General features: G+C 38.5%; 18 protein-coding genes. 7 read left to right on the top strand and 11 right to left on the bottom strand.

Annotated features, from left to right (window positions below):
• Positions 1-39: 39 nt before the first annotated feature.
• The 6 genes from ACLCEG_RS00600 to argC form a co-directional block, all read right to left on the bottom strand.
• Positions 40-1095 (bottom strand): 3-deoxy-7-phosphoheptulonate synthase, encoded by a 1056-nt coding sequence (locus ACLCEG_RS00600; RefSeq protein ID WP_410564988.1) that lies wholly within the window; start codon positions 1093-1095, stop codon positions 40-42.
• A 426-nt stretch (positions 1096-1521) separates the two neighbouring features.
• Positions 1522-1884, bottom strand: coding sequence for a YnfA family protein (locus ACLCEG_RS00595; protein WP_019458779.1), 363 nt, complete (start codon positions 1882-1884; stop codon positions 1522-1524).
• Between the two features lie 3 nt (positions 1885-1887).
• Positions 1888-4164 (bottom strand): ATP-dependent Clp protease ATP-binding subunit ClpA, encoded by a 2277-nt coding sequence (gene clpA, locus ACLCEG_RS00590; protein WP_004701310.1) that lies wholly within the window; start codon positions 4162-4164, stop codon positions 1888-1890.
• Between the two features lie 9 nt (positions 4165-4173).
• Complete coding sequence (gene clpS / locus ACLCEG_RS00585; RefSeq protein WP_001260033.1) at positions 4174-4587, bottom strand: ATP-dependent Clp protease adapter ClpS; 414 nt, start codon at positions 4585-4587, stop codon at positions 4174-4176.
• Between the two features lie 9 nt (positions 4588-4596).
• Positions 4597-5355, bottom strand: coding sequence for a DUF6776 family protein (locus tag ACLCEG_RS00580; protein WP_077163309.1), 759 nt, complete (start codon positions 5353-5355; stop codon positions 4597-4599).
• A 75-nt stretch (positions 5356-5430) separates the two neighbouring features.
• Positions 5431-6486 (bottom strand): N-acetyl-gamma-glutamyl-phosphate reductase, encoded by a 1056-nt coding sequence (gene argC, locus ACLCEG_RS00575; protein ID WP_348901515.1) that lies wholly within the window; start codon positions 6484-6486, stop codon positions 5431-5433.
• A 182-nt stretch (positions 6487-6668) separates the two neighbouring features.
• Here argC and ACLCEG_RS00570 point away from each other — a divergent pair, with 182 nt between their 5' ends.
• A complete protein-coding gene (locus ACLCEG_RS00570) occupies positions 6669-8186 on the top strand; it encodes a hypothetical protein (protein ID WP_410564985.1) in 1518 nt (505 codons plus the stop codon).
• On the opposite strand, the gene ACLCEG_RS00565 is transcribed toward ACLCEG_RS00570, so the two are convergent.
• Together ACLCEG_RS00565 and rpiA are read right to left on the bottom strand one after the other, a co-directional pair.
• Positions 8183-8863, bottom strand: a complete 681-nt coding sequence (locus ACLCEG_RS00565; RefSeq protein WP_410564983.1) for a SprT family zinc-dependent metalloprotease — start codon at positions 8861-8863, stop codon at positions 8183-8185. The genes ACLCEG_RS00570 and ACLCEG_RS00565 overlap by 4 nt on opposite strands.
• On the bottom strand, positions 8863-9534 hold the full coding sequence (rpiA, locus tag ACLCEG_RS00560; protein WP_068933093.1) for a ribose-5-phosphate isomerase RpiA: 672 nt from the start codon (positions 9532-9534) through the stop codon (positions 8863-8865). Before rpiA ends, ACLCEG_RS00565 begins: the two co-directional genes overlap by 1 nt.
• 101 nt (positions 9535-9635) lie before the next feature.
• Here rpiA and ilvA point away from each other — a divergent pair, with 101 nt between their 5' ends.
• From ilvA to ACLCEG_RS00545, 3 genes are all read left to right on the top strand, one after another.
• The gene (gene ilvA, locus ACLCEG_RS00555; RefSeq protein ID WP_171057802.1) at positions 9636-11183 is read left to right on the top strand and encodes a threonine ammonia-lyase, biosynthetic; all 1548 of its coding nucleotides are present in this window, start codon (positions 9636-9638) and stop codon (positions 11181-11183) included.
• A 144-nt stretch (positions 11184-11327) separates the two neighbouring features.
• Positions 11328-11978 carry a potassium channel family protein gene (locus ACLCEG_RS00550; RefSeq protein ID WP_004701301.1) on the top strand — a complete coding sequence of 217 codons (651 nt, stop codon included), beginning with the start codon at positions 11328-11330 and terminating at the stop codon, positions 11976-11978.
• 18 nt (positions 11979-11996) lie between these two features.
• Positions 11997-13334: a TrkH family potassium uptake protein gene (locus tag ACLCEG_RS00545; protein WP_410564981.1), complete on the top strand. Its 1338-nt coding sequence runs from the start codon at positions 11997-11999 to the stop codon at positions 13332-13334.
• Positions 13335-13376: 42 nt separating this feature from the next.
• On the opposite strand, the gene ACLCEG_RS00540 is transcribed toward ACLCEG_RS00545, so the two are convergent.
• From ACLCEG_RS00540 to ACLCEG_RS00530, 3 genes are all read right to left on the bottom strand, one after another.
• Positions 13377-14528, bottom strand: a complete 1152-nt coding sequence (locus ACLCEG_RS00540; protein WP_077169206.1) for a phospholipase A — start codon at positions 14526-14528, stop codon at positions 13377-13379.
• A 20-nt stretch (positions 14529-14548) separates the two neighbouring features.
• Positions 14549-17488 carry an insulinase family protein gene (locus ACLCEG_RS00535; RefSeq protein WP_410564979.1) on the bottom strand — a complete coding sequence of 980 codons (2940 nt, stop codon included), beginning with the start codon at positions 17486-17488 and terminating at the stop codon, positions 14549-14551.
• Between the two features lie 250 nt (positions 17489-17738).
• Entirely contained in the window at positions 17739-19835 is a 2097-nt protein-coding gene (locus ACLCEG_RS00530) for a TonB-dependent receptor (RefSeq protein WP_410564976.1), read from the bottom strand.
• 237 nt (positions 19836-20072) lie between these two features.
• Here ACLCEG_RS00530 and ACLCEG_RS00525 point away from each other — a divergent pair, with 237 nt between their 5' ends.
• The 3 genes from ACLCEG_RS00525 to ACLCEG_RS00515 are packed head-to-tail and all read left to right on the top strand — an operon-like array spanning position 20073 to position 22036.
• On the top strand, positions 20073-21077 hold the full coding sequence (locus ACLCEG_RS00525; RefSeq protein ID WP_410564974.1) for an adenosine kinase: 1005 nt from the start codon (positions 20073-20075) through the stop codon (positions 21075-21077).
• 16 nt (positions 21078-21093) lie between these two features.
• Positions 21094-21402, top strand: a complete 309-nt coding sequence (locus ACLCEG_RS00520) for a Rieske (2Fe-2S) protein (protein WP_004701295.1) — start codon at positions 21094-21096, stop codon at positions 21400-21402.
• A 25-nt stretch (positions 21403-21427) separates the two neighbouring features.
• The gene (locus ACLCEG_RS00515; protein ID WP_004701294.1) at positions 21428-22036 is read left to right on the top strand and encodes an OB-fold-containig protein; all 609 of its coding nucleotides are present in this window, start codon (positions 21428-21430) and stop codon (positions 22034-22036) included.
• Positions 22037-22127: the final 91 nt, after the last annotated feature.

Genomic DNA, 22127 nt, shown 5'->3' with positions numbered 1-22127 from the left:
TCTGCTAAAACAGATCCCTTTTTTTAAATCTATAAAATATTAAGCTGAATGAGCTAACTCATTTACCTTTAATTGTTCAGCAATGCTTAACAAAAGCTGCTCCGTTTTATCCCAGCCTAAACAACCATCTGTCACTGACTGACCATAAGTCATTTCACATGAAATTTTCTGATTACCATCAACTAAATGGCTTTCAATCATGACACCCTTTACTTGAGTTTTTAAGCGCTCAGCAACGATTTGCTGTAAAACCTCTGGTTGACGTAAAGGATCTTTACCACTGTTGCCATGACTACAGTCAATAACTAAAGCAGGAAGATCTTGTTTATGTTTTTCACGTATTGCCTGAATTGAAGCTAAATCATAATTAGGACCATGATTTGCTCCACGCAAAATTAAGTGTGGCAATGGATTACCAGCACTCTGAATGACAGAAGGTAAACCTTGCTGATTCATTCCTAAAAATTGATGCTCATTTTGTGCCGACTGAATAGCATCTAAAGCAATTTGAATTGAACCATCTGTACCATTCTTGAAACCAATGCTATATGGCATGTGGCTTGAGATTTCACGGTGAATCTGAGACTCGCTGGTACGAGCACCAATTGCTCCCCAAGCCAACAAATCATCAAAATAACCAGTTGCCATTGGACTTAAAATTTCGCTCGCAATTGGCAAACCCTTTTCAATAATTTGTAAATAAAGCTCACGGGATTTTTCTAAACCTAATTGTAGATTAGATGATCCATCAAGATTTGGATCATACATATAACCCTTCCAACCCACAGTTGTACGCGGCTTTTCAATATAAGCACGCATTACAATGAATATTTGATCTTTTACTTTTTCTTGTAATTTTTGCAGTTTTTCTGCGTATTCAAGAACCGCAACTGGGTCATGAATTGAACATGGTCCTGTAATAACCATTAAGCGCTGATCTTTACCAGCAAGAATATTTTGAATAATTTGGCGGTGTTCTGCAATTTGACGTGCGAAGGTCTGCACAAGCGGATATTTAGCTTTTAACTGGACAGGTAAACTAACTGGTGTTTCTTTTGTATTACTTTGAGTTAGTAGAGTATTTAAAGCATTCATTGGTCTTTTCCTTTGGACTGAAACCGAATCAGTCCGATCATTTATTTAAGCGTTTTGGATCTATTCGTTGGCAAAGGTAGGCAAAAGTAAAACCAATAAAAGTTGCTAAAGTATGAATAAGTCATGTTGTTCATTTTGAGTTCCTCGATTTGAAAAAGATAAAGCATAAAAAAACCTGATCGGGGTTGCCGATCAGGTATTAACTGTGATGGGCAACTTTCGTGCCCGAATACGCTCAGGCAACTATCTAAATTGCCAGAAATAAAAGTAAGCGTTAGAATTCACAGATTGATTTAACATCTTTATCTCAAATATTAAAAAATGTTCCTTAAATCTAAAATACGCATTGTTGATGAGTTTGACAAGTGTTTTTTGCGAAAATATTTCTTACTTTTTCACTTAAAACTTAACTGGCCACTTTCATAATTAACGGATTAATCCTTGCGGCTGTAAAATAATCAAACTGGCACCACAAAGTACAATCAACCCACCCAAAATATCCCATCTCGTTAAAGCAACCTGATCGACAAAACGTAGCCACATCAGCGCGGTAAAAATATAAATACCCCCATAGGCCGCATAAATTCGTCCAGAGGCAGCAGGATGTAATGTAAGCAACCAAACAAAGAGAGCCAAGCTTAAGGCTGTTGGCAACCATAACCAAGCAGACTTCCCTTCTTTCAAAATAAGATAAGGAAAGTAACAACCTAATATCTCAGCGATGGCAGTAATAATAAATAACCCGAACACACTGAGTATTCGGGTTATAGAAAGACTATCAATTAACATAAATTAAGCTGGTTCTGCCGTATGGTGATCTTCAAAAACTTCAAGTTTAAGACCAACTGCTTTGCCATCTTCTTTCTTCACTGATACCGCCACATTACCACCATGATCTGCAAGTTCACCAAACAGAATCATTTCAGCTAATGGTTTCTTCAAGTGTTCTTGAATGAGACGTTGCATTGGGCGAGCACCCATTAAACGATCATAACCATTGGTTGCTAACCAGTCACGCGCACTTTGATCAACATCTAGAACCACACGTTTTTCATCTAACTGAGCTTGTAATTCTGTTAAGAATTTATCAACGACAGATTCAATTACTGTGGTTGGTAAAGCTTTAAACTGAATAACACTGTCTAAACGGTTACGGAACTCTGGTGAGAATGCACGCTTCATTGCATCTTGGTTATCTAAGCTATGGTCTTGCTCTGTAAATCCAATGCTTGCACGTGAAATACTTTCTGCACCAATGTTTGTGGTCAATACAATAATGACATTTCTGAAGTCTGACTTACGACCATTATTGTCTGTCAACGCACCATGGTCCATGATTTGCAACAACAGATTAAACACATCAGGATGTGCTTTCTCAATTTCATCAAGCAACAAGACACAATGCGGATTTTTATGGATCGCATCTGTGAGCAAACCACCTTGGTCATAACCTACATAACCTGGAGGAGCACCAATTAAACGAGAAACAGCATGACGTTCCATATACTCAGACATATCGAAACGAACAAGCTCAACGCCTAGCAATTTCGCTAATTGTTTAGTAACTTCAGTTTTACCAACACCCGTTGGGCCAGCAAACACAAAGCTACCAACAGGTTTATCTGGCGATTTCAAACCAGCACGTGACAACTTGATTGCAGAAGCCAAAGCAGTGATTGCTTCGTCTTGACCAAAGACAACACGTTTTAGGTCACGCTCAAGATTTTCAAGTACTGATTTATCATCTTTAGATACAGTCTTAGGCGGAATACGCGCAATTTTAGAAACGATGTCTTCAATATTTTCAACAGTAATTAAGCTGTCTTCACTTTCTGCTTTCAAGCGACGCTGAGCACCTGCTTCATCAATGACATCAATTGCTTTATCTGGCAAGAAACGATCATTAATAAATTTCGCAGAAAGCTCAACCGCAGAAACCAAAGCTTTGTCGTCATACTGTACGTGGTGGAAATCTTCAAACTTGGTTTTCAAGCCACGTAAAATATCGATAGTTTCAGAAATGCTTGGTTCATTTACGTCAATTTTTTGGAAACGACGAGATAACGCATGATCCTTTTCAAATACCTGACGATATTCTTGGAAAGTCGTTGAACCGATGCAACGTAACGTACCATTTGCCAAAGCTGGTTTAATGAGATTCGATGCATCCATAGTGCTGCCCATACTTGAGCCTGCACCAATAATCATATGAATTTCATCAATGAATAAAATCGCATTTGGATTTTTCTTCAAAGCATTCAGCAATTGTTTTAAACGTTTTTCAAAGTCACCACGGTATTTTGTACCCGCGACCAATGCCCCAATGTCGAGACTATAGACTTCTGCATTGCTCAGCGGTTTTGGTGCTTTACCATTTACAATGAGCCACGCAAGGCCTTCTGCAATGGAAGTTTTACCTACACCTGGATCACCCACTAGCAATGGGTTGTTTTTACGACGGCGGCAAAGAATTTGTGCTGTACGCTCAATTTCTTTTTCACGGCCAATAAGTGGGTCTGTTTTTCCTTTTTGCGCTTCAACATTTAAATTAAGCGTATAAAGTTCCAATGGCCCTGCATTGCCTGAATTGCTTTCACCCTCAATGTCTTCAACTTCTTCTTCAACCTGAACTTCGTCTTTACGTGTCCCATGAGACAAGTATTGAGTCAAAGTCAAACGATTAATTTGATGACGTTTAAGTAAATAAACAGCAAAAGAATCACGCTCTGAGTACATTGCGACCAAAACATCCGCACCTTCAACAGTACGATCACCACCACTCGATTGAACGTGGAAAATTGCACGTTGCAAAATGCGGTCGAAACTTTCAGTTGGATGTGGAGCTTGCTCGCTATTTTCGCCAAGCTTAGGAGTATGTTGTTCTACATATTCTTCTAATTCTTTACGTAAAGAAACAATATCAGCTCCGCATGCCTTTAATGCATTCACAGCCGAATCGTTATCGAGTAAGGCTAATAGTAAGTGTTCAACTGTAAGAAACTCATGTCTCTTTTGACGAGCCATGCTAACAGCCAAACGTAATGATACTTCTAATTGACGACTGAGCATGTGACCCCCTTATGCTTTAGGCTCAATCTGGCAAAGTAATGGATGACCTTGAGATCGAGCGTAATTATTAACAAGGTTTGCCTTGGTTTCCGCGATGTCTCTTGGATATACCCCGGCAGTACCTTTACCTTCATAGTGTACTGTTAGCATTACTTGAGTTGCTTGGTCAAGATTCATTGCAAAGTATTGTTGTAAAATTTCAATTACAAAGTCCATTGGTGTGTAATCGTCGTTCAATAATACTACTGCATATAAGGGCGGACGCTTGAGTTCGGGAGGTGCTGTTTGAACAACAACCTCTCCATCATGATCTTCGTTTTGCGAATCACTTAAGCGTGGATTGAAGTGCCAATCGACATAGCCAGACTGCTGAAAAGAAGCCTTAATATCTTTTAAATTTGTTTGACGCTTATTTGTTCGCATATGATGTTACTATTGTGAATTTGCTTCAGCTTGGGGAATTTCTGCAACAAAAGCAGAAGGTGTTTCGACAGGTGCACCACGCTGCCAACTAAAACGCTTAATCACAGGTGTATCAGAACCACCCGTTAAACGCACTTCAATAAACTGAGGTGTGAAACCCTTAGGCATTGTCCAACGGCCTGTTAAACGTTCAAAATCAGTGAAGTTAAAGTTCTTATCTTCAAGCGGTACAACCAAAACTTCTGTATCTTTAATCAGCCTAATCTCTACTGAGCCAGAAGCACGGCGTTTACTTGGACTCACTTGTACCAGATCAAGCTGATATTCATAAGCATTTTCTGGTAATGGCTTAATTGCCAAATTTTGAATCGTTAAGCTTAAACCACCGCGTTGTCTTAAAATTTCTCGGTAGATATTACTCATACCTTCTTGTTGTGTTTTATCAGCATTTGCTTGATTCAGTGCTGTAAACAGATCATTCGCATTTGTAACAGCAACATCACGCTCTTGTACAGCAGCGTTCAGGCTTTTATTGACTGCATCTAACGCTGTTTTTTGCTTTTGCACTACTTCAACCAATTGCTCTGCATCTGCATCGTAACCTACAACAGTTAAACCTTGACGGTGTCCAATTGTATAGCCGAGCGCAAAACAACCACTTACTAAAATAGCGGCACCAATAAACAAAGGTTTATTAGTGTTTAAAAATTTTTTCTTTTGCAACGAACTTTCTACAGAAGTCGTCTGTTCCGAGTTTTGCATCGTCATCTCAGTGTTTAAGATCAGAGTCAAGACACACATTTAAATCGAAATTTAAATGTGTGTGAAGCAAAAAAGAGTTTTTTATGGTAATAAACCAATCCCTTGTAAGCCTTCGTCTTCATTAAAACCAAACATAAGGTTCATATTTTGTACAGCTTGACCAGATGCACCTTTTACAAGGTTATCTTGCGCCGCCAAAATAATGAGTTTATTTGGTTGTGGTTTATACAAAGCAATACGTAACTCGTTTGCTCCACGCACACTACGTGTTTCAGGTGAGCTGTTTGCAGGCATAACATCTACAAATTTTTCATTTTCATAGAAGTTTTCATACAAAGCTTGTAAGTCTGTTTGCTTACCTGTCTCTGTTAAGTCCACATAAATTGTACTCAACATACCGCGAATCATTGGCACCAAATGCGGTACAAACAATAGACCATCAAACCCGCCTTTCTTTCCCGCAATATTTTCTAGTGCTTCAACAATCTCTGGATGGTGACGGTGACCTGCAACACCATACGCTTTAAAGTTATCGGCATTCTCGCTATAAATCATGCCTAAGCTCGCTTTACGGCCAGCACCTGAAACCCCTGATTTAGCATCAATAATAATGTTTTTAGTTTCAATCAATGCTTGTGCAGATTTTAAAAGTGGAGCCAAACCTAATTGAACAGTTGTTGGATAACAACCTGGGTTACCAATGACTTGAGCTTGCTTAATTTTTTCACGATTTAATTCAGTTAAACCATAAACAGAATCTTTCAGTACATCTGGACACGCATGTTCCATGCCATACCATTTTTCAAACTGTTCAAGATTTTGTAAACGGAAGTCCGCTGCTAAATCAATAACTTTAGTCCCTGCTGCGATCAAATCTTTTGCATGCTGCATTGCGACACCATGAGGAGTTGCAAAAAATACAACATCACATTCTTTTAATGCATCAATGTTTAAATCTGAAAATTGAAGATCTGTATGCCCACGTAAGTTTGGGAACATATCAGCAACTGGTTTACCTGCTTCTGTACGTGAAGTCAGAACTCGAACCTGCGCTTTTGGATGTCGTAATAAAATACGTAATAGTTCAACGCCTGTATAACCAGTTCCACCAACAATTCCGACAGAAATCACGTGCATTACCTCAAATTTTGAATCTATACTTGCGTTAGTATGACAGGATGTCCAGGCTTACAAAACCATTTCATGCTTGGTAATTTTAATTTTTTTATTTTTAGCCTTAATTACATAGCACTTGCTGGTCTGTCAGAACCAAACAAATATCAGTAAATAAATACCAGATTCATTTTTGGAGAGCTAGGATGCTTGATCAATCAAAAGAAACAAAGTTGCGCACTTATCTCGGCCTTAGTACTTTAATTTTAAGCGCAGTCCTTGTGGGATGTGGTGGTGGCAGTAGTAGCGGTTCATCTAATACAACGACACCCACTGTGCCAACTCCTGAAGTTACGACAGATTTCACACTTAAAACCCCTGTCGAAATGCGTAATGTTCAACTTAAGGTCTATGACAATACCGATAATAGTATTTTGATTGATACCCAAGTTGCGAGTTTAACAAATTATAATATTAAACTTCCAAGTACTAAATTGAACCGTCTTTATCGAGTTGAAGTCATAACTCAGGCTTCATCTCAAGTATTTGACCCGATTAAATCTAAATATCAAAGTATTTCTGGTGTTTATCACGCTTTTATTACACCAAGCTCAATCAGTAATAAAACTCAACTGATTAGTCCAACTTCAGAAGCAATTTATCAACGTGCTGTAATCCGATCAGGTCAACTGCCGCAAGAAACTATAAATCCGAACTTAATTGAAGTATCTCATGCTGACTTGGCTTCTCAAGATGTTTACACAGCTCTTATTAGTGCGTTTAAAGATGCAGCCATACCAAGCTTGAGTCCAGCTAGCCCTCTGACTGTTCTAAATTTATTACAGTATTCAACAAAGCAACCCAGTACTTATGTGGACAGCTATCTTAGCTTTGGATATTTACAATATTGGAATACGATCCACAGCAATTCGAACGCTTATCAAGAACTTACAAATAGCCTTGCAACCGATTTAAAAGATGGATATTTAGATGGCAAAAAACTTATTGGTGATAATACAACCATGACACCTATTTTTAGCCCTTCACCAGATAATATTGATCCTGTAAAAAATACGCTTTTGGACATTGCAGCTAATCAAAAAGCAACTCGTGATTATTTTGCTACTAATTTAAAAGCTGCCACATTGCAACTGGCAGATTCACAAAGTCAGTCCAGTTTAGACCAAACAGGATATGCTCTTTTGCAGAAAAAACTCTATTCTGGGGTTGTGCCTTCTGGAAATACGACTGATTTTTTCCGTATAGATGGTGCGGGTGATTATCGACGTGCAGTGGGCTTTAGCGGCATTACAGCCACTTGTAATGGTTCAGCTTATCCATGTAAACAAGGTTTAACCAGCATCAATATAGCTGACCCTAAACTACCTGCCACAGACTATTTAGTCGGTCACTATGAAAACAGCGCATCAGGCTGCCAACTTAATTTCCGTGCAAATGGACAAATTGAGTTAATTCAAGGTTCTCAGATTTATCGTTCTGCATTGAGTGCGGATAGTACAGACAACTTACTGCAAACAGATGCTGCAAGTTATAGTTACTTACTTAACTCAAGCTCATCTGAACCAAACAATTCAACGCAGCAATATAATTTTATACAATTACACATTAAAACTAATAAAATCGTCAGCGCCCAAGCTGGCCTTGATAGCCGCAAAGCCCCAGATGTATTACAAACAAAACAATTGGAATGTAGCTTTAGCTAAGCTGTTATATACCACCAAGCAGGCAATGGATTGGCTTTTAATTGTCTGCGGTTCTGCATATAGTGAGGGTCGAACTTTGCAACTTCGGCCCAAAATGCAGGGCTATGGTCGAAGTGTTTGGTGTGTGCTAACTCATGAATGCAAACATAACGGGTAATTGGGGCTGGCATAAGAACCAAGCCTGCATGCAGCATAATATTATGTTGACTACTACAACTCCCCCAACGAGTTTTAGGACGTCGAATTGTACATTCAGAATACGTTAAACGTGTTTTTTGGCTAAGCTCTGACAAAAGAAGTGGCAACTCTTGTTTGGCATAAGCAATCACGGCATTTTGTAAAGCTTGATAAGGTTGTTGGTCTTTAATGAATAAATAATTATTTTCCCAATCAAATTGAAAAATACGATGTTGCTTTTGTACAACAACTTGAAAAGGCTGTTCTCTATTGAAAAAAGAAATCTCTGAAGGAATCTCAAAGGATGCTGATTGAACGTGTTGCTGTTTACTCCACGTCTCGATCAACCATTGTTCAGACTGCGCCAAAAACTGCTGAATCTGTTTCTTGCTACAAAATAGCGGGACAGTCAGTCGTATAGAGGCAGGCTCAACACGTAAGCGCAATTTTCTTGCCCTTACGTGACGAACAATTTTAATTTCTGGCATTTCCACAGACATTACTGTGCAGTACGCTCTTCAATACCATCATTTGTCGCAACAATTGCAATAGTTGCAGGGTTTAACGCAAAAATACCGTTAGTTACAACACCTGGGATATTATTGATGGTCTTTTCCAAATCAATTGCATTTAAGATATTCAAATTAAATACATCTAAAATAACGTTTCCGTTATCTGTCACCACACCTTCGCGGTAAACTGGATCACCACCTAAGCTGACCAATTTACGAGCTACCGCAGAGCGCGCCATTGGAATTACTTCTACTGGTAATGGGAAATCACGACCAAGTTGATCAACCCATTTCGAATCATCAACAATACATACAAATTTTTTAGCAATTGAAGCTACAATTTTTTCACGAGTTAATGCTGCGCCGCCGCCTTTGATCATATGCATATGACGGTCAATTTCATCTGCACCATCAACATAGGCGTCTAAACCACCTACATGGTTCATATCAACCACTTCGATACCTAATTTTTTAAGACGGTCTGCTGTTGCTTGCGAACTTGCTACCGCTGCTTCTAACTGTAATTCAGGCAATAAATCAATTAGAAAATTTACAGTACTTCCAGTTCCTACCCCTAAAATGCCACCTTTGGGTAAGTGTTTTAAAGCAGCTTTCGCAGCAGCTTGTTTCTTTTCATCTTGGGTTGCATATAGGCTCATTACATCACTCAACTATTTTTTGACATTTATGCGCCAATAATCGGCGCAAATGCACAAGGGTTTGCTACAATAATTTCCTATTTTAAACTGTTATAGGGAAGATGAACATGCTGTCTCGTGTGGTACGACAAATTTTACAAGCAACGGTTTATGATGTTGCAATTGAAACACCTCTCGAAGCAGCTCCACGAATTAGTCAAAAATTAAATAATACAATTCGTTTTAAGCGTGAAGATTTACAACCAGTTTTTTCTTTTAAATTACGCGGTGCTTATAACCGTATTAGTCAAATACCGAAAGATCAACTTGAGCGTGGTGTGATTTGCGCATCTGCCGGCAACCATGCACAAGGCGTTGCATTGTCTGGTCAACGTTTAGGCATTCCTGCAATTATTGTTATGCCAAGCACTACTCCTGATATTAAAGTTCAGGCAGTTAAGCGATTAGGTGGCCAAGTTGTATTACATGGCGATAGCTTTGACATTGCAAACAAATATGCTCAACAACGTGCCGAAGCAGAAGGATTAGTTTTTATTCCTCCTTATGACGATGAACTGGTTATTGCTGGTCAAGGTACTATTGCGAATGAAATCTTACGCCAATGGCGCGATGTGGAATATGTATTCGTTGCCGTTGGTGGTGGCGGTTTAATTGCTGGTGTAGCTGCCTACCTAGGTGAAGTTGCACCACATGTAAAAATTATTGGTGTTGAATATGAAGAGTCTGCTTGCTTAAAAGCAGCTTTGGAAACCAATGAACGTGTAGTGCTACCACATGTAGGCTTATTTGCAGATGGTACAGCAGTTGCCCAAATTGGTGCTTTGCCGTTTGATATTATTCGTCTTCGCAAATCAGATAATTCTGGCCCAATTGTTGAGCCAGACATTGTTACTGTAAATACAGATGAGATTTGTGCTGCAATTAAAGATACCTTTGATGAAAACCGCAGCATTGTTGAACCATCAGGCGCAATGGCGTTAGCTGGTATTAAAAAATATGTAGCTGAGCATAAAATTAGCGGTAAAAACATGGTGTCGATTGTTTGTGGTGCCAACATGAACTTTGACCGTTTACGTTATATTGCAGAGCGTACTGAACTCGGTGAACAACGTGAAGCAATTTACGCAGTTACGCTTTCTGAAGAAAAAGGCGCATTCTTAGGTTTCTGCCGTGCCCTACAAGGCCGCAATATTACCGAGTTTAACTACCGTGCAAATAACACAGATGAAGCACAAGTGTTTGTGGGTATTAGCTTAAAAGGTGGCGATGCTGAACGCCATGAAATTTTAGAGCAACTTAAACAGCAAAATTATGTTGTCGATGATTTATCTGATGATGAAGTTGCTAAATTGCATATTCGTTACTTGATTGGTGGTCATGCCAATCTTGATGATGAAAGATTGTTCCGTGTTGAGTTCCCTGAACGTCCAGGTGCATTACTCACCTTCTTAACTCGTTTAGGCCCAACCCACAACATTACGCTATTCCACTACCGAAACCACGGTGCTGCTGAAGGCCGCGTATTGGTTGGCTTACAAGCAACAGATGCGAAACAGAATCCAGATGGCCTAATCGAAACTCTAGAGCAAATTAGCTATCCATATGCAGAAATTACTGACAATGTGGGTTATAAGCGTTTCTTGAAATAATCTTTTATTTTGATAAAAAAGCCGGCAAATTTGTCGGCTTTTTTATGATTTAAGCTCAATATTTTTTATATTTACATTGCTTGTCTTTATCTCAAAGAAAATTTCATTAAAAATAAAGCCCTAATTAAGTATAAAAGGTTATTTATGGCACAGTTCGCGGTCATCGGCTTGGGAAGTTTTGGAGCAACAGTTGCTCAAGAACTCACAAAATTAAATCATGATGTTATTGGCATTGATACAGTCAAAAAGAATGTAGAAAACCTTGCCGATGTTTTAACTCATGCTGTCATTGCTGATGCTACAGATGAACATGTACTAGATGAATTAAACATTCAAAATTGTGATGCAGTTGTGGTTGCAATTGGTGAAGATATTGAAGCCAGTATTTTATGTGTGCTGAATTTAAAAAATCTCGGTATTGATAAAATTTGGGTAAAAGCAAAAACTAAAGCCCACCATACAATTTTGTCTCACCTCAATATCAATAAAATCATTCATCCTGAAGAAGACATGGGTGTACGTGTTGCGCAAGCACTCAATTACCCTATGGTGAGCCGCTACATGTCTTTAGATGATGATCACTATATTGTGAAAATTGATATTCCCGAGAAATTAAATGGTATTAACTTGTATGGAATTATGCAGCAAGCACCACAGGTTAAAACACTACTTGTAAAAAGACAGCAGCAAATTCTATTTGAAACTGATGAGACTTTTACCTTAAAAATGCATGATATTATTATTTTGGAAGGTCATTTACAGCAGCTTAAAAAACTCTCACATTGTTTCTCATAAGAAAACGAACTAGAAAATATGTCTCTTAAACCTAAGCCACACAAAACACTGAATTTAAGTCCTCCATCTTTATTAGCGTTAGGGTTTCTAGCATTTATTATATTCGGCACATTGTTGCTTAAGCTTCCTATTGCCAATAACGGACATGTCAGCTGGATGGATGCATTATTTACAGCAACCTCAGCGGTTACGATTACAGGTTTATCTGTTTTAAATATTCATCAATCTTTTACACTTTTTGGGCAAGTCATTATTTTATTACTGATTCAGTCAGGTGGTTTAGGTTTTATGACTTTTGCAATTTTGGCTGCACTAAGTCTATCGCCTAAAGTAGGCCTTAAGCAGCAAATGATGGCTCAAGACAGTCTCGGTCAAACCAGCCTCTCTAAAGTGACCTTTGTTGCAAAAGGTGTTGTCGCCTATACTTTTCTTTTTGAATTGATCGGAACCATAATTCTTACGACTGCATTTACACCTGCGTTTGGTTTTGCTCGCGGTTTGTATTATGCAATTTTTTATAGTATTTCTTCATTTAACAATGCAGGTTTTTCTTTATTTAATAATAGTTTAATGGGGTTCCAAAACAACTATGTAATCTGCCTTACAGTGAGTTTACTTTATATTGTAGGTGGACTTGGCTTTTTAGTTTTGATGGATATCAAGCAGAACAAAAAGTGGAAAAAACTAAGCCCCAATAGCAAACTAATACTTACAACAATAGCGATTATTAATTTATTCGCCTTCATATTAATCTGGGCTCTAGAAGCGCAGAACCCACATACATTAGGAATGCTGAGTGTAGGCGATCAAGCTTTACATGCTTGGTTCCAAGCGACTGTTCCACGATCTTCAGGGTTTAATACTATTGATACAGGTGCAATGACCAATAGTAGTTCCTTGGTTATGATGCTGCTCATGTTTATTGGTGGCGGCTCACTCAGTACCGCTGGTGGTATTAAGGTAGGAACCTTTGCGATATTGGTTTTAAGTGTACTTTCATTTCTAAGACGTACAGATGAAATTAGAGTCTTCAATCATTCTGTTTCTCATGAAACTACTTATAAGGCCTTAGCAGTTACTGCAATTACCAGCATTCTTATATTTATTGGGTTCTTCATACTTTTGCTTTTAGAACCGAAAGCTGACTTTATGAACTTATTATTTGAAGTGGTATCGGCAGCCTGCACAGTTGGACTCTCTCGTGGTATTACACCAGATTTACACAATGGTAGCTTATTTATCTTAAGCCTACTTATGTTTGCAGGAAGACTTGGACCTTTAACTCTGGCATATTTGATCGCCACACCTAAAAAGAGTCGCCTCAAACATCCTCAGGCCAACATTCAAATTGGTTAATAAAAAAGCCGCTTTTACAGCGGCATTTTTATTAGCTTGAACTTAGTACCAGTTCATGAGTGAAACACCCAAACCTGCATAAGTTGCACGGTGGTTATAGTCAATTAAGCTTTCACCATATCCATTAAATAGCTGAAAGTGACCACGTAACTTACCACTAATCGGGAACGCCCAGTCAAACTGAACTGCACCATGAGAGTCATCACCACCTTTTAAAGAGTGACGTAGCATTAAAGAGAAATCGTTATCTTTCCACTTATAAAAAGCAGTTAAATCCCCACGCCCAACATAATCTTCAATATCAGGGTTATTATCATCTTTGGCAGCTTCATTAATGCGTACCCAAGGACGAAGCATGACAGCAAAATTACCACGCTCTAAGCCCACATTAAAAATGACACGGTTCCAGCTACGAGATAAAGGATCTGAACGACCATTTGACTGGTGATTTAAAGTTACACCTAATAAACGACCATCTAAACCGAGCAACTCATAGTTTGTTCTAAACATTAAACTTGCTTCAGGCTCATAGTTCGTTTCACGGAAAGGACGAGATTCTTTAGCATTAAATGTCTGCCAACGTGAAGATTGCGTATATCCCACCCACAAATCACCATTGTTGCCAAAAATATTTTCCCAAGCTTTCGTTTTCAAAGAAATTTGAAATTTAGTTTCCGTAGATTTCAAATCTTGAGCTTCTTTAACAGTGTTATTGGGATTTGGACTACTTGGAAATTCATTTTTATCGCTAGTCCAAAATACAGGTAGTAAATAGACAGGCTGATAAGCACGAATATTCCAAACACCGAGCTTACTCTTTTCAGATAACTCCCACCGTTGGTCTAGTAAAGAAGTGGTAGGCTCAATTTTTGGAGCCTTCCCTATTACTTTAATGTTACTAACCGTATCTACAACCTTCTCTTTAAATGTTTCAGGTTGAACAGCAGGCTGATCAACTTTTTTAACAGGCTCTGGAACTGCTGCAGCTTGCAGAGCGGGCAAAGCCGAGGGTTTAAATACAGAGTCATAACAAGCTAGGCGATCAGCATTTGAAGCGAGGGCAACACATGCATCTACGGTCGCAGGTTTTACAGGGGCTAAGGTGTCAGCATATGCCACCGACGCACACAAACAGCTAAGCAGGGTTCCCATACTTAGCTGTAATGATGTGCGTTCAAATTGTCTGAACGCCATGTTCATCTCCAATTTTTATTTTAATTAACTTGTTTAATTGTAAAGCCCAGTTGCTGCAATTCATCACGTTTTGCAAAAGGTGCAACCACAGCTTTTACAGGTGCTTGTTCAACTAAATATTGACGCGCAACACGCTGTAAGTCTTCTAGAGTCACATGCAATAGTCTTTCACGTAAGGTACGGCGGAAAGCTGGAGTTCTTGCATGTAACAGTGCATAACATGCTGTAATTGCTTCACCTGCTGGTGAACCAGGTTTGTCCATACTCGCCACCAGACCAAGAATTGCTTCTTCAAGATGATGAGGTTGTTGCTCTGTATTTAATAACCATTGCACGCTCGCTTCAAAGTCTTTAAACGTCTCAGCTAAACGTGGGTCACGGTAACTAAAGAAACGGAATGAACATGCGTTTCCATCATAACTAGCACCACCACCATAAGCACCACCTTTTTCACGAATAGCGCTGTGTAAGAAACCATTACGCAAGTAGGCTGCCAACACCATTAAAGGTGCTGCATCTGGATGAGACACTTCAACTGCTTGATATGCAGAAGCACAGAACTGAACATTGGTTTGAATTAACCATGCTTCATGTTCGTTCGTATTTTCTTGCTCAACTTGAGTTAACTCAGTTGCTGGTTTATCAACGTTTAGTTTATCCCAAACATTTTGGATTTCTTCAACCAAACGCTCAGACTGATGCTCTTCACATACCAATAAGAACTGTTTAGGTGCTTGCAATAATTTGGTATGGATATGCTTCAATTCAGCAATAAGTGCATCGTAAGTGGCATCGTCTTGAGTAATTTTAGTAACAAGCTCACCCAACCAGTTCAACGCCCCTAAGCCAGTGTTTTGATAGTCGCGTTGAGCTAATGCACTCATATTACGAGATGCAATCTGCATAGCATAACTATGACCAGCTCCTGATAAACGAGACTGCCAACGTGTCTTACGTTGCTGTAGCAACTCAATAATTCGCTCTTTCTCATCGAAGCGAAGTTGTTCAAATGCTAGTTTTAATAAATGAATCGCATCGAACTTCTGAGTTAAAGACTTAGTGGTTAAAGTTAACCAAGCACTAATTTTGTCTTTATCATCAACTTTACTGCGTAACGAAGCACCCATTCCCAAACCACCACTTACAGCTGTTTGTAAGTTTTGTAGTTCAAGATAGTCATACTCACCTGCACCAACTTCACCCATTAAGATAGAGAGCAAATTGAAATATGGTGAGCTAACAACATCATCAGGAATCTGAATGAGGACTTGTTGATAGTAAATACCATTCGTTCCGGCATGATACAAATTCAACGGCGTATCCATTCGATTACAGATAATTTCACGCAATTGACCTTGTACAATATGCAAGTCAGCAGGAACGTCTTCTAGACCAACTTTAGGTAATAGCTCAAGATTGTCTGGTGTATCTTGACGTTCTTGTAATGCTTTGGTTTTAGCAACGATCTCTGCTTTGTCTTCTTCAGTAAGCTTTTCACCAATCGCAGCTAAACGTGCCTTTTCAGCTTCTTGCTCTTTTACTGACTTAGTTGCATCAGGTACTAAAGTCATTTGGACACGATGTGGGTTATCTAACAAATGTGTTTGAATTAAATTAGATAACCACATTGGGTCTTGAAGTTCTTCTTTGACCTGAGCAATGGCACTGTCAACATCCCAAATCTGAATTGGGTCATTATGGTGAATAGCGCCACTTAAACCATTTAGGATCAGGCTTAAGCCATATGGTGTACCGTCACCATTAATTTCACGTTGATGCAATTCGATTTGATGCAAAATCGCATCAACTAAAGCTGAATCAATTGGTTTTGCAGCTACTTCACGTAAAATATTTAAAACACCATCTTTAAAGCTTTCTGCAAACTCTGGGTTTGAACCTTGAACGCCACAATAGAATGTCATTTCAAAGTTACTGTCATCTACGCCCATTAATGGACCAGTTGACTGAGCATAACCACAAGTTTCTAAATAATGACGTAGTGGCGACGCGGAGTTTTCAAGTAAAACACCTTCAACCAAACGCATACCTAGACGTAGTTTGATATCACTCGCTTGCGGTAACAACCAAGACAATACATGGTAAGTTTTATCTTTTAACTCATCTCCATCAACAGCATAGTTTTCTGTAACTTCTACAGGTGCTGTTAAACGTTTTTCTGGTTTTGAATATAAAGTTGTACCCGCAGCAAACTTATGTAGAGCTAGTTTTTCAAATTGCTCTTGTAACTCATATGCCGTTTGGTTACCGAAGGTCATAAATACCGCATTACTTGGATGGTAATGAGTTTTATAAAATTCGACTAACTGTTCATACGTTAAATCAGGAATATCTTTAGGATCACCACCTGAGTTGTAGTGATATGTAGTTTCAGGGAATAGATGATGAGCCAACTGGTGATAAAGCTGATCAGACGGTGCACTCATTGCACCTTTCATTTCATTGAACACTACGCCTTTATATACAGGCTGATCATTTTCAAGTTCAATACGAATACCTTCTTGAGCAAAATCAAGAGGATTTAAATTTGCCGAGAAAGCTGCATCAAGATAAACAGAGAGTAAGTTTTGGAAATCTTTCTTATTTTGAGTTGCAAATGGATAGGCTGTCCAATCTGCTGCTGTAAACGCGTTCATAAATGTATTTAATGAACGGCGAATCATTAAAAAGAATGGGTCACGAACAGGAAACTTTTCAGAACCACATAAAGCGGTATGCTCTAAAATATGTGCAGTTCCTTTAGAGTCCATAGGTTGTGTTCTGAACGCAACAAGAAATACATTTTCATCATAATCAGTTGCCAAGTGATAATGCACCGCACCTGTGACTTTATGCTTATATTCAGACACTAAAATATCTAATGCTTCAACATGGTGCTGACGTAGCAACTGAAACGCAGGGTGAACAGTTTGAGAAATGGTTTCAGTGACATCTACAGTCATGTGATCTCCTAACATATCGGACAAGTGAATAAGTCTCATTATAGCCTGAGTCGGCTTGAGATTGGCGAACAAAAGCCAAGTAAAATACTATGTTTTTGTTGAGTATTAGTTTTCATGGGCATAGCTTTGATATCAAGCACATAGCCAGCTTAGTTGTATCCTACCAGAACAAAACCTTTTAATACTATCTATATGCTACACGACAAATAAAAAAGCTCACCAAAATGATGAGCTTTTTAGACTTTTTCAATTAAAAACGATAGCGAAGTGCAACTTGAGCATTTAAAGGATCGCCCATCATGTTTGAATCATTTGCTCCACTATGGCCTGAAACAAAATAATCGCGATCAAACAAGTTATTTAGGTTTAAGTTCACATCATAACGTTCACTTTGATAACCTAAGGCCGCATTCACAACTGCATAACCTGGTAAAACGTTTTTGTTATCTGGTGCACTAAAGCGCGATGATTCACCACGACCACCTACAGCCGCATACCAATGATCATTAATTTGATATTTTAACCACAGGTTAGCAGTGTTGTTTGGTGTAAGCGCTGAGTGATTACCCGTAAATCCAACAGTCGACTTTTCAATCTTACCATCCATATAAGAGTAGCCAGCTAGCACTGACAACTGATCAGTCAACTGACCTGTTAATGAAAGTTCAATACCTTTGGTTTTTTGTTCACCTGCTAAAATTGCAGTTAAACCTTTAGGATCATTCGGATCTTGATTTTGAATATTGGTTTGACTCATCTCAAATAAAGCCAATGTCACATTCAATTGATCATTTACATCCCACTTCGCACCCACCTCATAATTTTCAGTTTTTGTGGGACTTAAATCAGCACTATTTGTATATAAAACAAATGAATCAGCCAAAGGCTGGAAAGAACGGTTATAAGAAGTATAAAGTGAAAGATTGTTTACTGGCTGATAAACCAATCCGATTCGTGGAGAATAGGTGTTATCAGTTCTATTTAATATTTGAGACTTCACTTTATCATTGCGATCTTGAGATAGATTGTCATAACGTAAACCAACTAAAACTTTAAGCTGGTCTGTCACTGTCATTAAGTCTTGCAGATACACGCCGTAGTTTTCAAAGGTATTGCTATTGTTATTACGCGCAACTGTTGTTCCGGTATTAATAGGTGCCCAGTAATCTAATTTAGGATTATATAAATCTGTGGTTGTTTTAGCACCTTGCCAAAGTATCTCATCTTTATGCTGCTTGCTATATTCAGCACCTATTAAGGTATTATGCTTTAAGAAACCTGTATTAAATAAAGCGCTCAACTCTTGTTGAACATACACACCATCTTCATTACGCAAGCGTTTATTTTGAGTCAAAGTAATTTTTGACTTATCAGCAGGATGTGTATCAACACTATATTGACGGTCTAATGAGTAGTTATAGTGGCGAACTGCACCATGATATTTGAGTTGATCATTAAACTCATGGTCTAAGCTGATAGTTTGACTTGAGATTTCAGTGTCAACATCCCCGACTTCTTTACCGTTTAATGCACCATAAAAAGTTTTAGGATTTGTTTTAACAGGTTTACCTGTAATTGGATCTGTCGGGAAGCCTTGATCAGCTAAACGGTCATCATGTAAATAGTCTGCCTGAAGTAAAAGTTTAGTTTTATCACTAATATCCCACTCCACCGATGGAGCCACTGCCTGACGTTTTAAAAAAGCCTGATCACGATAACCATCTGAGTCTTCAACTGCACCAGTTAAACGAACCTTAACATTCTCTGCTACTTTTTCATTCACATCAACTTCTGCGCGGCGTTGCCCTGTTGTACTACCAATCAGGCTCACTTCACGCAAAGATTCATCCATTGGCTTTTTATTAATTTTATTGACCACCCCCCCCGCCGAACCGCGTCCATAAAGTACAGAAGCAGGTCCTTTTAATACCTCAACTCGTTCAACATTCGACATATCACGGAAATACAATGCATCATCGCGAATACCATCTACATAATTATCTGTGATTGCAGAGAAACCGCGAATCATGACCTGATCACGTTGTCCATCCCCGACACTAAAGCTCAAACCAGCAACGTTTTGCAAGGCACCTTGCATAGAGGTCACAGTCTGCTCTCTTAGAATTTGTTTCGGTACAACATTTACAATTTGAGGAACATCTTTTAGTTGCATAAGTCCCTTAGTGGCACTGGATGCTTGCCCTACTTCTTGTTTTAAATTTTTTTCCTTCTCAGCTTTTACTGCAATTGTTGGAAGATTGGTTACAGCCTGTGAGTCTGCCTCTGCGGCATATACATGGCCTGTTATAACCCCAACTGATGAAATAAATAAAATAGAACGTTTCATGTAAGTTCGCTATGAATAATTTCAGGCGAAGTTTCAATGAAACACTATAGGTTTGTAAATATTATCAATAATCATTATTAATTGATAATATTTATTAAAAAGAATATTTCAATTGCTTTGGCAAACAATAAAACTCTGCTAACCGCTGAATTACCTGAATTTTATTCAACAAACTACAGCAAATGTGAGCAATGGTGTAAACTTATCGATCTGATTTTTTATTCTGTGACAACACATATGGCAACTGTAGATCTTTTTGCAATTGGTAATGCATTAATCGACCAAGAATTTAAAGTGTCTGATGATTTTCTTAGTCAGCAAGGCTTACAAAAAGGCACAATGCAGTTGTCTGACGGTGATACACAATCTGCTTTATATGAAAATTTAAAGCAAACTCAAGATTACAAAGGTCAAGCAAGTGGCGGCTCTGCTGCAAACACAACTGTAGCCTTTAGTGCATTAGGTGGTAGCGCTTTTTATGGTTGCCGTGTTGGTCATGATCAATTGGGCGAAATTTATCTACAAGGTCTAAACGAAGCTGGCATCCAAACCACTCCTAAGTCAATCAGTGAAGGTGTAACAGGTACCTGTATGGTACTTATTAGCCCAGACTCTGAGCGTACCATGCATACCTATTTAGGTATTACGGCTGAACTTTCTCAAGATCAAATCGATTTTGAGCCGTTAAAAACAGCAAAATGGCTCTATATTGAAGGTTATCTCTCTACAAGTGAAACAGCTCGTAAAGCAGTAAAACAAGCACGAGAAATTGCAAAAGCTCACGGCGTTAAAATCGCTTTATCTTTATCAGATCCTGCAATGGTTCAATATGCCCGTGAAGGTCTAGAAGAGCTGATGGATGATGGTGTAGATTTATTGTTCTGTAATGAACAAGAAGCTTTAATGTATACCAATACGACTACCGTAGAAGATGCACTTGCTCAATTACGCTTTAAAAACCACACCATTGTGATTACACAAAGTGCAAAAGGTGCTTTAGTTGCAAACCCTACGCAACATTTTCATGTGGCAGGTCGTCACGTAGAAGCTGTAGATACAAATGGCGCTGGTGATGCTTTTGCAGGCGCATTCCTCTATGCATTAAACCATCACGAAGATTTAAATGCTGCTGCACAGTTAGCCATCCTAATTTCTAGTGAAGTTGTGTCGCAATTTGGTCCTCGTTTAGCCATTAATGACTATGCTAAACTTCTTGAAAATTTTCAGAAGGAATGTGCTTGAAATGGAAAGGATCTGTATGACGGAAGAAGTTCCTGAGCGTGAAGCTAGAGCTTTTGACACTTTACAAGGAACGACTATTTTCATTACACAGCGTGATGGCTCATTCTATGCTTATCAGAATTTATGCCCACATTTGCAAACCGAACTTGAATACTTAGAAAATCAATTTCTAGACCAAGACCAAGAATATATTCAATGCTCAACTCACGGTGCTTTATTTAACGTGGAAACGGGTGAATGTATATCAGGTCCTTGTTTAGGTGATTTTTTAAATAAAGTTGAGATTAAAGTCCATTCAGATGGCGGTATTTATATCGTAGACTGAGATCATCAACATTAGAGTTTCTACCATGGCTGATTTCTTTTTTAATTATTATCTTATGCCATTTCATTTAAGTGTTGTGGCTTTGATATTGCTCAGCGTGGTAGAAACCATTGGTATGTATATTGGATTACGTCCAAGCCAACTACTTAAAAAAATTGCACCCGACTGGCTTACTAACTCCCCATTACTGAATGTTAAATTTTCTAAAGCTCTAATTTTCGTTTTTTTACTTATTAATTTCAGTTTTGCAGGTTATTTCTTACAACTCTCTTTCTTTGCAATACAGCATTACTTTATTACTCCTTTTTATTTAATTATTCCTGCACTGGTCATCGCAATCTTTTTTACTGTATTCATGATCCACTGTCTTGACCAAGTGATTAAACCAAAGCTCACTCACACCAATTACAATCTGTTAGGACGACTAGCAACTATCTCAAGTGGCAGTGCTAGACCAGGTTTTTCAGCTCAAGCACGCGTAAGAGATGAATTTGGTCAACTACATTATGTCCAAGTTGAACCAGAATATGGTGAATTAGAATTATATTCACAAGTGATTTTAGTGAGAGTTCAAAAAAGCCACTATCTTGCAAAAAAGATTTCGATGTCCAACGACTTATTTGCACCAGACTAATTTTTATACTTTTATACCCTTCTTAAGATTTATCAAAACAATATTTTTTTATGGATGCTCTTTCTTAACTGAGTCATATCCACTCCCTTCT

The organism is Acinetobacter sp. H1(2024) (assembly GCF_046557555.1).
GTDB lineage: Bacteria > Pseudomonadota > Gammaproteobacteria > Pseudomonadales > Moraxellaceae > Acinetobacter > Acinetobacter seifertii.
Note: the sequence above shows the minus strand (reverse complement) of the source record. Positions and strands in the feature narration are given on the sequence as shown.

Coding starts and splice junctions, on each gene's coding strand:
- ACLCEG_RS00600 (WP_410564988.1), bottom strand. CDS start 1,095: ATGAATGCTTTAAATACTCTACTAACTCAAAGTAATACAAAAGAAACA.
- ACLCEG_RS00595 (WP_019458779.1), bottom strand. CDS start 1,884: ATGTTAATTGATAGTCTTTCTATAACCCGAATACTCAGTGTGTTCGGG.
- clpA (WP_004701310.1), bottom strand. CDS start 4,164: ATGCTCAGTCGTCAATTAGAAGTATCATTACGTTTGGCTGTTAGCATG.
- clpS (WP_001260033.1), bottom strand. CDS start 4,587: ATGCGAACAAATAAGCGTCAAACAAATTTAAAAGATATTAAGGCTTCT.
- ACLCEG_RS00580 (WP_077163309.1), bottom strand. CDS start 5,355: ATGACGATGCAAAACTCGGAACAGACGACTTCTGTAGAAAGTTCGTTG.
- argC (WP_348901515.1), bottom strand. CDS start 6,486: ATGCACGTGATTTCTGTCGGAATTGTTGGTGGAACTGGTTATACAGGC.
- ACLCEG_RS00570 (WP_410564985.1), top strand. CDS start 6,669: ATGCTTGATCAATCAAAAGAAACAAAGTTGCGCACTTATCTCGGCCTT.
- ACLCEG_RS00565 (WP_410564983.1), bottom strand. CDS start 8,863: ATGTCTGTGGAAATGCCAGAAATTAAAATTGTTCGTCACGTAAGGGCA.
- rpiA (WP_068933093.1), bottom strand. CDS start 9,534: ATGAGCCTATATGCAACCCAAGATGAAAAGAAACAAGCTGCTGCGAAA.
- ilvA (WP_171057802.1), top strand. CDS start 9,636: ATGAACATGCTGTCTCGTGTGGTACGACAAATTTTACAAGCAACGGTT.
- ACLCEG_RS00550 (WP_004701301.1), top strand. CDS start 11,328: ATGGCACAGTTCGCGGTCATCGGCTTGGGAAGTTTTGGAGCAACAGTT.
- ACLCEG_RS00545 (WP_410564981.1), top strand. CDS start 11,997: ATGTCTCTTAAACCTAAGCCACACAAAACACTGAATTTAAGTCCTCCA.
- ACLCEG_RS00540 (WP_077169206.1), bottom strand. CDS start 14,528: ATGGCGTTCAGACAATTTGAACGCACATCATTACAGCTAAGTATGGGA.
- ACLCEG_RS00535 (WP_410564979.1), bottom strand. CDS start 17,488: ATGACTGTAGATGTCACTGAAACCATTTCTCAAACTGTTCACCCTGCG.
- ACLCEG_RS00530 (WP_410564976.1), bottom strand. CDS start 19,835: ATGAAACGTTCTATTTTATTTATTTCATCAGTTGGGGTTATAACAGGC.
- ACLCEG_RS00525 (WP_410564974.1), top strand. CDS start 20,073: ATGGCAACTGTAGATCTTTTTGCAATTGGTAATGCATTAATCGACCAA.
- ACLCEG_RS00520 (WP_004701295.1), top strand. CDS start 21,094: ATGACGGAAGAAGTTCCTGAGCGTGAAGCTAGAGCTTTTGACACTTTA.
- ACLCEG_RS00515 (WP_004701294.1), top strand. CDS start 21,428: ATGGCTGATTTCTTTTTTAATTATTATCTTATGCCATTTCATTTAAGT.